Source organism: [Collinsella] massiliensis, assembly GCF_002161605.1.
Taxonomy (GTDB): Bacteria; Actinomycetota; Coriobacteriia; order Coriobacteriales; family Coriobacteriaceae; genus Enorma.
In genome coordinates, this window is record NZ_NFIE01000008.1 from 88,485 (window position 1) to 101,265 (window position 12,781).

At 69.7% G+C, this 12,781-nt stretch carries 12 protein-coding genes; all 12 read left to right on the forward strand.

What is annotated here, in order from left to right; all coding sequences use genetic code 11:
* Positions 1–71: 71 nt before the first annotated feature.
* Positions 72–197 (forward strand): DUF2179 domain-containing protein, encoded by a 126-nt coding sequence (locus B5G02_RS04740; RefSeq protein ID WP_094335377.1) that lies wholly within the window; start codon positions 72–74, stop codon positions 195–197.
* Between the two features lie 219 nt (positions 198–416).
* On the forward strand, positions 417–1,319 hold the full coding sequence (locus B5G02_RS04745) for a transketolase (RefSeq protein ID WP_094335378.1): 903 nt from the start codon (positions 417–419) through the stop codon (positions 1,317–1,319).
* A gap of 3 nt (positions 1,320–1,322) precedes the next feature.
* Positions 1,323–2,249 (forward strand): transketolase family protein, encoded by a 927-nt coding sequence (locus tag B5G02_RS04750; protein WP_094335379.1) that lies wholly within the window; start codon positions 1,323–1,325, stop codon positions 2,247–2,249.
* A gap of 265 nt (positions 2,250–2,514) precedes the next feature.
* On the forward strand, positions 2,515–3,693 hold the full coding sequence (ftsE, locus tag B5G02_RS04755; protein WP_094335380.1) for a cell division ATP-binding protein FtsE: 1,179 nt from the start codon (positions 2,515–2,517) through the stop codon (positions 3,691–3,693).
* The gene (ftsX, locus tag B5G02_RS04760) at positions 3,680–4,597 is read left to right on the forward strand and encodes a permease-like cell division protein FtsX (RefSeq protein WP_019239499.1); all 918 of its coding nucleotides are present in this window, start codon (positions 3,680–3,682) and stop codon (positions 4,595–4,597) included. Before ftsE ends, ftsX begins: the two co-directional genes overlap by 14 nt.
* A gap of 196 nt (positions 4,598–4,793) precedes the next feature.
* Complete coding sequence (locus B5G02_RS04765; RefSeq protein ID WP_094335381.1) at positions 4,794–6,860, forward strand: ribonuclease R family protein; 2,067 nt, start codon at positions 4,794–4,796, stop codon at positions 6,858–6,860.
* A gap of 50 nt (positions 6,861–6,910) precedes the next feature.
* A complete protein-coding gene (locus B5G02_RS04770) occupies positions 6,911–7,831 on the forward strand; it encodes a hypothetical protein (protein WP_094335382.1) in 921 nt (306 codons plus the stop codon).
* Positions 7,818–8,288 carry an SsrA-binding protein SmpB gene (smpB, locus tag B5G02_RS04775; protein WP_019239496.1) on the forward strand — a complete coding sequence of 157 codons (471 nt, stop codon included), beginning with the start codon at positions 7,818–7,820 and terminating at the stop codon, positions 8,286–8,288. The genes B5G02_RS04770 and smpB overlap by 14 nt, the downstream gene beginning before the upstream one ends.
* A 108-nt stretch (positions 8,289–8,396) precedes the next feature.
* A complete protein-coding gene (locus B5G02_RS04780; protein ID WP_094335383.1) occupies positions 8,397–8,900 on the forward strand; it encodes a flavin reductase family protein in 504 nt (167 codons plus the stop codon).
* Positions 8,901–9,058: 158 nt separating this feature from the next.
* Positions 9,059–9,202, forward strand: coding sequence for a rubredoxin-like domain-containing protein (locus B5G02_RS04785; protein ID WP_019239494.1), 144 nt, complete (start codon positions 9,059–9,061; stop codon positions 9,200–9,202).
* Positions 9,203–9,325: 123 nt separating this feature from the next.
* On the forward strand, positions 9,326–10,726 hold the full coding sequence (locus B5G02_RS04790; protein WP_094335384.1) for an alpha-amylase family glycosyl hydrolase: 1,401 nt from the start codon (positions 9,326–9,328) through the stop codon (positions 10,724–10,726).
* Between the two features lie 248 nt (positions 10,727–10,974).
* A partial coding sequence (gene recJ / locus B5G02_RS04795; protein WP_094335385.1) for a single-stranded-DNA-specific exonuclease RecJ occupies positions 10,975–12,781 on the forward strand: 1,807 nt, incomplete at its 3' end.

Consider the following 12,781-nt stretch of genomic DNA (forward strand, 5'->3'; position numbering starts at 1 on the left):
CAATTATTAGTCGGTGTCTGTTCAAGCGTCTTGTTCGAAGGGGTTCATATGCCGCCTCGCGTCCATCCCGTTTGCGCGGCGGCTACACGGGCAAGGAGCGCCCGGTGATCCTGCTCATCATGAGCAAGAACGAGATCTCGCTCGTGAAGACCATCGTGCACGAGTACGACCCGAATGGGTTGATTGGGGACGGTTGATTGGGGACGTGTTCCTTTCAACCCATTTCTCTCAGCCCATAGCGGCCGGTGTATCGGAATGGCGCCCCGTCGCGAACGCGCAAAAGGGGTTGAAAGGAACACGTCCCCAACCAACCCATTGCGAAAAGATGATGCAGGAATGTCGAGCCCCCGCGCTCCGCGTCGCACCTGCTATGATTGGTCTCGTCACCGGGGGACCTCTCATGCGAAGGGATGGACATGGCAACTGATCAGCTCAGGAGCGCGTGCGCGCGGAGCGATGCGGAGATAGCGCTCATCGCGAACCGCATGCGGCGCGACGAGATCGAGATGCTCGCGGCGGCGGGCAGCGGGCACCCGGGTGGGTCGCTCTCCGCGACGGACATCATGGCGACGCTCTTCTTCTCCGGCGTGCTCGGCTACGACCCGGCGGATCCGGAGAACCCGGCGCGCGACCGCTTCGTGCTCTCGAAGGGACACGCGGCGCCCGCGCTCTACGCCGTCCTCGCACAGATCGGCTACATCCCGCGCGAGGAGCTCGTCACCCTGCGCAAGCTGGGCAGTCGCCTGCAGGGGCACCCCGACTGCCATCTCTGCCCGGGCGTGGAGGTCTGCTCCGGCTCGCTCGGCCAGGGACTTTCCATCGGGTGCGGCATGGCCATGGGGCTCGCCCTCGACGCCGCCCGCGACGGTTCCGATCCGCAGCGCGTCTTCGTGCTCACCGGCGATGGCGAGCTGCAGGAGGGCGAGAACTGGGAGGCCGCGATGTTCGCCGGCCACCGCGGGATCGACAACCTCGTCGCCATCATCGATAGCAACGACCTGCAGATCGACGGCCACGTGAGCGACGTGTGCGCCGTGCAGCCGATCGATGCGAAGTTCCGCGCGTTCGGCTGGAACGTCATCGTGCTCGAGAACGGCCACGACATCCCGGCCATCCGCGCCGCGCTTGCCGAGGCGGTCGCCACGACCGGCGCGCCGACCGCCCTCATCTGCCCCACCATCAAGGGCAAGGGCGTCTCCTTCATGGAGGATCAGGCCAACTGGCACGGCGTCGCGCCGAATGCCGAGGAAGCGGCCAAGGCACTGGCAGAGATCGATGCAGCGGCCGAGGCGCTCGCCGCCGTGGCAAAGGAGGCGTAAGCGATGGCGAAGGCAACACGCGCAGCCTTTGGCGAGACGCTCGTGAAGCTCGTCGAAGAAGGTATGGACATCATGGCGGTGGACGCGGACCTGTGCGGCTCCACCACCACGGCGAAGCTCGGCGCGGCGTACCCCGACCGCCTGGTCGACGTGGGCATCGCGGAGCAGAACATGATCGGCGTGGCGGCGGGCCTCTCGCTCACCGGCCGCACGGTCTTCACCGGCTCGTTCTCCGTGTTCGGCACGGGTCGCTGCTGGGAGCAGATCCGCAACACCGTGTGCGATTCCGGCCTGAACGTGAAGATCTGCCCCACGCACTCCGGCATCACCGTGGGCGCGGACGGCGCGACGCATCAGATGCTCGAGGACATCGCGCTCATGCGCGTGCTGCCCGGCATGCGCGTGCTCGTGCCGGCGGACTACGCGAGCGCCGTGGCGGCCATCCGCCTCGCGGCGAAGACGCCCGGCCCCTTCTACGTGCGCCTGGGCCGCGAGCCCCTGCCCGAGGTCTATGACGAGACCTTCACCTGCGACGTGCCGTTCGCGGGCGTGCCGCGTGAGGGCTCGGACATCTCCATCATGGCGTGCGGCGTCGAGGTGGCGCATGCCCTCAAGGCCGCCGAGCTGCTCGAGGCCGAAGGGATTTCCGCCGAGGTCGTCGACGTGTTCAGCGTGAAGCCGCTCGACGAGGAGACCATCATCGCCTCCGCCGCGAAGACGGGTCGCGTGCTCACCGTCGAGGAGCACAGCATCTACGGGGGCATGGGTTCGGCCGTGACGGAGCTGCTCTCCGAGAAGCACCCCGTCCCCGTGTCGCGCCTGGGGCTCACGACGTTCGGCCAGTCCGGCACCGCCGCCGAGCTGCTCGCGTACTACCAGCTCGACGCGGCGGGCATCGTCGCGCGCGTGAAGGAGCTGCTGGGGAAGTAGGCAGCTGGCGCACTGGGTAGCACTGCGCAGTTACTAGAGAAGAAAAGGCTCGTGGGGCGGTGTCCTGCGAGCCTTTTTGTGTGGTCGAGCACGTGCGGAGGCAGACTCGCGTGAAGGCCACCGGCCATGTTGCCCCGCCCGCGGCGCAGCAAAGGAGGTGGGAAGGTGAAGAACGCGCCCGCGCCCTGCTGATTCTGTGTGCCCTCGTGCTTCCTGCTAGAATAAGCGCGTATGTAGTTTAAACGCACGACTCGAAGGAGCTGCAGTGGGCAACCACTTCCGTACCGTCGAAGATGGGCAGGACGCACCGGCAGCGAACGCACCGGGCACCGCTTCCCACTTCGCGTATTCCTCGCCCGATGAGGATGCGCAAACGCCTTTGTATCCACAAGCCGACGCGGGGATGCCCGAGCCGGCAGCGCCGGAGCTCGATCCGTTCGCCTACCATCCCGAGATGCCGACGTCGCAGGTGAGCCCGTTCGCCAACGTGCCCTCGCCTGAAGCGCCCGCCCCGGGCGACATGGCTGCGGGCCACACGCAGGCCACCGGCGCCCCCGCGGGCACGAACGCCGCCCTGGCGTCCATCCCCTCCATCCCCGACCCTGCGGAGCCGGCGGTGGGGGCGGATCAGGCCCACGAGGTCGCGACGCTCAACACCGCGCTCGAGAGCGGGGACTTCACCTCGGTCTTCGCGCCGGTGGGCGAGTCGCGCAAGAAGATGGCGCACGAGGCGGGCGTCGAGCCCGTCATCGTGATGGAACACGTCACGAAGATCTACCCGGCGCAGCCGAACAAGCCCGCACTCGAGGACGTGAACCTCGAGGTCTACCCGGGCGAGTTCGTCTTCCTCGTCGGCCATTCCGGCTCGGGCAAGTCCACGCTGCTACGCACCATCATGCGCGAGGTGAAGCCCACGTCCGGTCGCGTGATCGTGGCGGGCCAGGACCTCATGCGCATCCGCAACCGCAAGGTTCCCTACCTGCGCCGCCAGATGGGCATCGTGTTCCAGGACTTCCGCCTGCTGCCGAACAAGACCGCCTATGAGAACGTGGCCTTCGCGCTCGAGTGCATCGGCAAGCCGCGCGGCGTCATCCGCGCGCAGGTGCCCGAGGTGCTGCGCCTCGTGGGCCTCGCGGACCAGATGAACTCCACGCCCGACCAGCTCTCCGGCGGCGAGCAGCAGCGCGTGAACGTCGCGCGCGCCATGGTCAACCGCCCGCCGCTGCTCATCTGCGACGAGCCCACGGGCAATCTCGACCCGGCCATCTCGCTCGGCATCATGAAGCTCCTGGAGCGCATCAACCGCGCCGGCACCACGGTGATCGTCGCCACGCACGACCGCGAGATGGTCGACTCCATGCACCGCCGCGTCATCGCGCTCGAGGCCGGCCATGTCATCCGCGACCAGGAGAGGGGAGGCTACGGCAACTATGGCGCCTTCTAACATCGGCTACTCGCTGCGCGAGGCATTCAGCCACTTCTTCCGCAACTGGACGACGTCGTTCGGCGCGGTCATCACCATCTTTCTGTCGCTGTTCATCATCGGCCTGTTCATCGTGGGCTCGGCGCTCATCTCGTCTGCCATCGGCACCATCGAGGACACCGTGACCATCAACGCGTTCATCTCGGACGACGCGTCCGACGAGGACGTCGAGGCCTTCAAGGAGAAGCTCGAGAGCTGGGACAACGTCGCCTCCGTCAACTTCAAGACGAAGGAGGACGCGTACCAGGAGTACGCCAACATGTCCTCGAGCGCCGACTCGACGCTCGCGGCGCTCGACGGCGAGAACCCGCTGCCGCGCTCGTATGAGATCATCATGGACGACTCCTCGCAGGTCGAGGCCATGGCCGACCGCATCAAGGACGACCCCGACTTCCAGGCCATCAGCGACACGGGCAACCCGGACGACGACGTGCTCTACAGCCAGGAGATGGTGGGGCGCCTGTTCCAGATCACCGGCTACATCCGCATCGCGTGCATCGTCCTCGTGGCGCTGCTTACGTTCATCGCGTTCATCTTCATCAACAACACCATCCGCCTCTCCATCACGGCGCGCCGCCGCGAGATCGCCATCATGCGCCTGGTGGGCGCGTCGAACGGCTTCATCCGCGGGCCGTTTGTCACGGAGGGCGTGCTCCAGGCGCTTCTGGGGTCGCTCCTCGCCATCGGCGTGCTCGAGCTCGTGCGGAACCTCCTCATGCCGCGCGTGCAGAACATGGTGAGCTGGATGCCGTTCAACATCCCGCTCGAGGTGTACCTCACCACGTACGCGGCTCTCGTGGTGGTCGGCCTTGTGATCGGCCTCTTCGGATCGGCCATCGCGATGCGCCGCTACCTGAAGGTGTAGCGCGCGGACCGGGTTCCACCGGCGCTTCCGTGGGATGGCGCGGGCTCAGGCGAGCTCGACGCCCCGCGGGCATACAGACACGTCCAGGCGTGCAATGTGGCGATTTCGGCGCATTGCACGCCTTTTGCGTCCGCGGGCTTGGGGAGGGCGCCCGCGGGTACACGGGTACCAGCTTTGAGCGGAAAGGAGGGGAGCTATGGCACATAGGAAGCGCGCAGGCGGGCACCGGAAGCCCACGCGGACGGTGCGGCGGCCGAGCCTGACGGGAACGGTGCGCCTCACGGACGCGGGCGGCGAGGTCGCGTGCGCCGAGGGGACGCTCAGGCTCGCGAGCCGATCGCTTCGCGAGGTCATGGGCGGCGACGTGGTGGCGGTGAGCGTGCAGCGCGGCCGCGAGGGCGGCAAGCGCGCGGTGGTCGAGAGCGTCGTCGAGCGCGCGCACGCCGCGGTGGTGGGTACGTTCTCGCCGGTCGGGCCCTTGGGCTGCGTGCGGCCGCTCGACACGCGCGTCCGCGCGGACTTCTTCGTGCTGCCGAGCGACGGCTCCCCCGCGCGCCTCAGCGTGGGCACGGGCGACGTGGTGCGGGCGCGCATCGTCTCGTACCCCAGCCGCCACGAGTCGGGCGTCGTGACGATCGAGCGCCGTCTGGGCGACGCGGACGCACCCGACCTGGGCATCCGCTCCGTCATGGCGCGCTACGACCTGGACGACGCCTACCCCGAGCAGGCGCTCCGCGCGGCGGAGGGGCTCGTGCTCGACGTGGACGGCGCGCTCGCCGACCCGCTCCGCCGCGACGTGCGCGACCGCTTCGCGCTCACCATCGACCCGGTGGACGCGCGCGACTTCGACGACGCGCTCTCCATCTCCCGCACCGCGGAGGGCGGCTTCGCCCTGTCCGTGCACATCGCCGATGTCTCGCACTACGTGGCCTGGGGCGATGACATCGACCTCGAGGCCAGGCGGCGCACGACCTCGGTGTACCTGGCCGACCGCGTGCTGCCCATGCTCCCCGAGCGCCTCTCAAACGACCTGTGCTCGCTGCGCCCAGGCGAGGACCGCCTCGCCATGACGGTCGAGATGACGTTCGACGCGCGCGGGCGGCTGCAGGGCGCCGTGCCCTATCCGAGCGTCATGCGCTCGCGGGTGCGCCTGTCCTATGACGAGGCGCAGGCGCTCCTGGACGGCGGGGCGGGTGTGGCCGAGGACGCCGTGGCGCGCGCGGCGGAGGAGGGCGTCGACCTGTGCGAAGTGCTGCGCCTCGCCGATGAGCTCGCGCGCCTGCGCGCCCAGGTGCGCTCACGGCGCGGGGCGATCGACTTCGACACCGTCGAGGTCCATGCGCTCATGGGCTCCGACGGCGAGCCGCGCGACCTCGTGGCGCGGCACCGTACGGCGGCCACCGCGCTCGTCGAGGAGGCCATGCTCGTTGCGAACGAATGCGTGGCGTCGTGGCTCGTCCGCCGCGACCTCGAGGCCGTCTACCGCGTGCACGAGCCGCCCACGCCGGAGCACCTCCAGGCGGCGGCCGCCGCGCTCGTGGAGCTCGGCATCATCGACCGCGGGCGCGCGCTCGCCATCGCGGCGGGCGAGATACCGGCGATGCGCGCCGCCCTCGCCGACGTGGCGGGGACGCCGGAGGCCGAGCTCGTGAACGCGCTTCTGCTCCGCGCGATGCAGCGCGCGGTGTACCGGCCGCAGAACCTGGGGCACTACGCCCTCGGCGCGGCGGCGTACTGCCACTTCACGAGCCCCATCCGCCGCTATCCGGACCTCATGGTGCACCGGGTGCTCAAGCTCGCTCTCGCGCGCGAGCGCCTGGGCGCGCAGGAGGCTCGGCGCCGCGCCGGTGCGCTCGTGGGCGCGGGTGCCACGGGCTTCGGCGCCCTCGCGGCGCAGCTCTGCCGCACGTGCAGCGAGCGCGAGCGGGCGGCCGACGCCGCGGCGCGCGCCTCGCAGAAGGTCATGGTGGCGCGCTACTACGCCCATCGGATCGGCGAGCGCTTCACGGCGACGGTGAGCTGGGTCGACGCGATGGGGGCGTTCGCGCGCATCGACGAGACGCAGGCCGAGGGCCTCATTCGCCTGCGCGACCTCGGGGACGAGTGGTTCGACCTCGACGAGCGCACGCTCGCGCTCGTGGGCTCCGCCACCGGGCGCCGCATCCGCCCGGGCGACCGTGTGGTCGTGGAGGTGCGCGCGACCGACCAGCTGCGCGGCCACCTCGATCTGGCGCTCGTCGCCGCGCCCCGTGCGCTACACTGAGAGATTGGATATACGCGCGTGCCGTGCCGGCACCGACGAGAGGACATGCGATGGAAGCGCCCGTCACCGAAGAGGGCATTCGCCATATTGAGAACTACCTGGGCCAGGGGGACATCGACGCCGCCCTGCCGGAGCTGCTCGAGCTGCGCGACGCGGTCGAGGACTACGTGAAGGACGCCTGCGTCACGACCGACGAGGTGCAGTTCTTCAGCTTCGCCGACATGTTCGAGCGCCTCGCGTACCGCCGCGTGGAGCGCGACCCGCGCACGCTCGTGCAGGTGGACGCGCCGTTCGACCGCGTGTACGCCGACCTCGCCTTCGCCTACGGCGCCCAGCGCGAGTACGGCCTCGCGCGTGACGCGCTCAAGCAGGCCGTGCGCTGGGATCCCATGAACTGCGCCTACCGCCTGGACCTCGCCGAGCTGTACCGCGTGCTCGGCGACGAGGACGAATGGGGCGCGCTCGCCTACAGCGTGCTCGAGCGCGCGGCCGACGCCGTGCTCTTCGGGCGCGCGTGCGCGGCGCTCGGCCAGTTCTTCCTGAACCGCGAGGAGCCGCTCCTCGCGGCCGGGTACGCCCGGCGCGCCGCGGCGTTCGCCCCGCGGGAGGAGGCGACCCGCGCGCTGCTCGAGCGCCTCATGCAAGAGGCGCCCGATGCGGCCGAGGCCTCGGACGAGGAGACCGCGCGCGCCCTGGGCGAGCAGGGCCTCTCCGCCGAGCCGAACGCCGAGATCGCCATCTGCCTGCTCATGTGCGCCACCGACGCCGCCCACGCGGGCGACCGCGACGCGGCGGCCCGCTACACGCTCCGCGCACGCGACCTCGTGGGGGAGGACGCCTGCTCGGCGCTCATCCGCCTCATCCGCGAGTCCGACGCCGAGCTCGCCTCGGAGCGGGAGGCGGGCGCCGCCGGCTCCGATGCGGCCGCGTCGCAGGGCGCAGGGGAGGGGGCCGCGCATGCCGAGTCGTAAGGAGCGCAAGCTCATCGCCAAGAACCGCTCCGCGCACCACGCGTACTTCATCGAGGAGACGTATGAGTGCGGCATCGAGCTCTCGGGGACCGAGGTGCGGAGCCTGCGCGAGCGCGCCTGCCAGATCACGGACACCTACGCGGTCATCCGCGGCGGGGAGTGCTGGCTCATCGGCGTGCACATCCACCCCTACAGCAACGGCTCGATCTTCAACCGCGACCCCGACCGCCGCCGCAGGCTCCTGCTGCACCGCAAGGAGATCAACCACCTCGACGTGAAGCTGCGCACGCGCGGCTACGCCCTCGTACCGCTCGAGCTGTACTTCAACGCCGACGGCCGCGTGAAGCTCCTGCTCGGCCTGGGGCGCGGTAAGAAGCTCTACGACAAGCGCGACGACATGGCGAAGCGCGACATGCAGCGCGAGATCGAGCGCACCCTCAAGGAGCGCAACCGCTAGCCCGCCCGCGGCCGTTCACCGAGCCGTCCCGGGCGCGGCCGCGTGCCCGCGTCGATGCGCTACAATGAGAGCGTGTGCGAACCGTTGCTTCGTGAAAGGGGTTTCGCCATGGATCTCACAGCTTTCTTCAAGATGACCTACGGACTCTACGTCGTTTCCGCCGAGGCGGACGGTCTGCGCGCGGGCTGCATCATCAACACCGCCGTGCAGGTGACGGCGGAGCCGCCGCGCGTGTCGGTCGCGGTCAACAAGGACAACGTCACGGCGCGCGTGATCGCGCAGTCGGGCGCCTTCGCGGTGACGGCCATCGACAAGACCGCGGACATGCCCTATATCGGCAACTTCGGCTTCCGCTCGAGCGACACCTACGACAAGTTCGAGAAGTACGGTTGCGAGACCTCCGCGGTGGGCAGCCCGTACGCGCCCGAGCACGCGTGCGCGCTCATCGCGTGCCGGCTCATCGACACCGTCGACGTGGGCACGCACTACCTGTTCATCGGCGAGGCGGTGGACGCGCAGGTGCTCTCGGACGAGGAGCCGCTCACCTACAGCTACTACCACACGGTGCTCAAGGGCAAGACGCCGCCCAAGGCCTCGAGCTACCAGGCGTAGCTGCGGGTGCGCGGGGCTGGCGTGCGCCTGCGAGCACCGCGCCGTCCCGTCCGGATTCGCGGCTTCCGGCGATTCGAGCGTATGAGAACGCGACGGTTGGGTACTACTATCACGATGCCGGCGACGGTACGTCGGCGCTTTTGGAAAGGAAGCATCTCATGAGCGACGAGAAGAAGACCTACAAGTTCGTGTGCGTCGTCTGCGGCTACGAGGTTGAGGTCGATACCCCCGAGCTGCCCGAGGACTTCGTCTGCCCCGTGTGCGGCGTCGGCCCCGATCAGTTCGAGCTGGTCGAGGAGTAGCCTCGATAACCAAACGATGGAAGGCGCCGGGTCGTGGCAGCAGCCGCGCCCGGCGTTTTCGTTATCTGCGCTCGTGATAAAAACCAGCCCGTCTGGATTTTGTCATTTCGGGAAGGGCATGCCATGTGGGCATATGAGGAAACGTTCTACCAGATCTATCCGCTCGGCATGTGCGGGGCGCCGCACGAGAACGACGGCGTCCGCGTGCCGCGCATCCGGCGCGTCGCGGAGTGGGCGGACTACCTCGAGGGCCTGGGCATCGGCGCCGTCCTGCTCAACCCCGTGTTCGAATCGAGCGTGCACGGCTACGACACGCGCGACCTGCGGCACGTCGACTGCCGCCTGGGGTCGGATGAGGACCTCGCCTTCGTGGTGGAGACGCTCCACGCCCACGGGATCCGCGTGGTGCTCGATGCGGTGTTCAACCATGTGGGGCGCGAGTTCTGGGCGTTCCGCGACCTGCGCGAGCACGGTTGGGATTCCCGCTATCGCGACTGGTTCTTCACCAACTTCGACGGCGACTCCGCCTATGGCGACGGCTTCTGGTACGAGGGCTGGGAGGGCGCCTACGACCTCGTGAAGCTCAACCTGCGGAACCCCGAGGTCGTGGAGTACCTGCTCGAGACCGTGCGGGCTTGGCGCGATACATTCGCCATCGACGGCCTGCGCCTCGACGTGGCGTACCTCCTCGACCACGATTTCCTGCGGCGCCTGCGCGCCCTCGCCAACGAGCTCTCGGCAGCGCCGGTGTGGGACGCGCCGGAGGGGGACGGCACGTTCGCGCTCATCGGCGAGATGCTGCACGGCGACTACCGCCAGATCGTGAACGACGAGATGCTTCATTCCTGCACGAATTACGAGTGCTACAAGGGGCTGTACTCGAGTTTCAATTCCCGCAACATGTTCGAGATCGCCCACTCGCTCCATCGGCAGTTCGGCGGCGACCCGTGGTGCATCTACCAGGGGCTGCACCTGCTCTCGTTCGCGGACAACCACGACGTGACGCGGCTCGCGAGCATCCTTTCCGACCCTGAATGCCTGCGCCCGGCCTATGGCCTGCTTTTCGGCATGCCGGGCATCCCCTGCGTGTACTATGGCAGCGAATGGGGCGCGTCGGGCCAGAAGGGCGGGCCCGACGACTGGCCGCTCCGCCCGGCGTTCGAGGCGCCGCAGGCAAACGACCTCACCGCCTGGATCCGGCAACTCGCGCACGTGCGCTCGGGGCGTGACGCGGACGGTGCGCTCCGTCCCGCGGCGCGGGCGCTCTGCTACGGCGGGTACCGAAACGTGCAGATCGCGAGCGAGCAGCTGCTCTTCGAGCGCGCGGTCGACGCGTCTGAGAGTGCGTCCGCCGCACGCGTGCTCGTCGCGGTGAACGCCGCGGCGGAGCCGGCGACGCTTTATGCCGGGGAGCTGGCGGGTGCGTTCGAGGACGCGCTCGCGCAGGATGGCGCGGAGCCGGTCGAGCTCGACGGCTCGCTCGAGCTCGCGCCCCATGAGGTGCGCTACCTGCTCGCGCGGTAGCGTGCGCGGCATCCCGCCGCCTACCGGGGGATTGGCGCTTCTGGGGCGAACGTGTCCGGACGGCGCGTATACTAGAGGGCGAACAACAGCTCGACCCGCCGCAGCGGGTCTCTTCCAAAGGACGTTCGCCATGCAGAGCCTTGCGCGCGGGCACGCCGGCCACGGTGCCGGGTGCCGCCCCATCCCACAGCCGAACCCCGTCGCACCCATGCCGTACGCTGCGGCAGCCTCCCAGGCGGTGATGCCCCATGGCATCGCTTAAGACCACGCGCCGCTGGGCGCTCGCCCGCCAAGACTCCGCCCGCGCCGCCGCGCTCGCCGAGGCGCTGCACGTCGCGCCGCTCGTCGCGCGCATCATGGTGGCCCACGGCATCGAGACCGCCGAGGAGGCCGAGCGCTTCCTCACCCCCTCGCTCGACCGCGACTGGGCGGACCCGCTCATCATCCCCGGCATGGCCGAGGTGGCCGACCGCGTGGAGCGCGCCGTGCGCACGGGCGAGGTCATCGCCGTGTTCGGTGACTTCGATGTGGACGGCATCACGTCGACCTGCCTGCTCACCGAGGCGCTGCGCGAGCTCGGCGCGCACGTGCGCCCGTTCATCCCCCGCCGCTTCGACGAAGGCTACGGCCTCACCGAGGCGGCGCTCGACCGCGTGGTGGCCTCCTGCGACCCGTCGCTCATCGTGACCGTCGACAACGGGATCGCCGCGAAGCAGGAGGTGGGCTACCTGCGCGACCGCGGCATCGACCTCGCGGTGACGGACCATCACGAGCCGTCGGACGCCGTGCCCCGGGGCATCCCGCTCACCGATCCCAAGCTCGCCGCCGACGGCCCCTCGCGCGAGCTCGCCGGCGCCGGCGTGGCGCTCAAGCTCGTCCAGGTGCTCGGCGCGCGCCTCGGTATGCCCGATCTCTGGAAGCGCTACCTCGAGGTGGCCGCGCTCGGCACCGTGTCCGACATGATGCTCCTCACGCCCGAGAACCGCGCGCTCGTCGCCGAGGGCATCGCCCAGATGCGCGCCACGGCGCGCCCGGGCTACATCGCGCTCGCGAGCGTGAGCCGCGTGGACCTCGCCACCATCACCGCCGACGCCCTCTCGTTCTCGCTCATCCCCCGGCTCAATGCCGCGGGGCGCATGGCGAACCCCACGCTCGCCCTCGACCTCTTGCTCGAACGCGACCCCATCGAGGCGTCGCGCCTCGCCGCCCGGCTCGAGGAGACCAACCAGGAGCGCCGCTCCATCGAGGCGGGGCTCACCGAGGAGGCGCTCGAGCGGGTGGAGGAGACCTATACCGGCGGCCGCGTCATCGTGGTGGGCGGCGAGGGCTGGCACGAGGGCGTGAAGGGCATCGTGGCGAGCCGGCTCGTGAACCGCTACCACGTGCCCACGCTCCTGTTCTCCATCGAGGACGGCGTCGCGCGCGGCTCGGGGCGCTCCGTGGGCTCCGTGAACCTCTTCGACGCCGTCGAGCGCTGCTCCGACATGCTCACGCGCTTCGGCGGCCATGCCGGCGCCGTGGGGGTGACGCTTCCGGCGGAGCGCCTGCCCGAGCTGCGCGCCCGGCTCGACGCCGTCCTCTCGGAGCTGCCGGGGGAGGCGTTCGAGGACACGGGCGAGATCGCCACGACGGTCGACCTCGCGGAGCTCGATATCGAGACCATCGAGCAGGTCTCGCTGCTCGAGCCCTTCGGCCAGGGCAACAAGGTGCCGCTCCTCGCGGCGACGGGCGTCACCATGGTCGACCGCTTCTGCGTGGGCAAGGCGGCCGACCATATGCGCTTCACCGCGACCGACGGCGTGTCGAGCGTGCCCGCCATCATGTTCCGCGTGCCCGACATCGAGGAGGTCTGCGCCTGCGATTCCGTGGTCGACCTCGTGTTCGAGGCGGTCGCGGAGCGGTGGCAGGGCAGGGTCAAGCCGAAGCTTATGGTCCGCGACATCCTGCGCCATACGGACGAGGACGCGCCGGCGCGGGCGGGGGAGGGCGCGGACGCGCTGCCCATGCCCGAGGGGGCGGACGGGGACGCGGGCGTCGATGCCGCCGCCCCCGCTG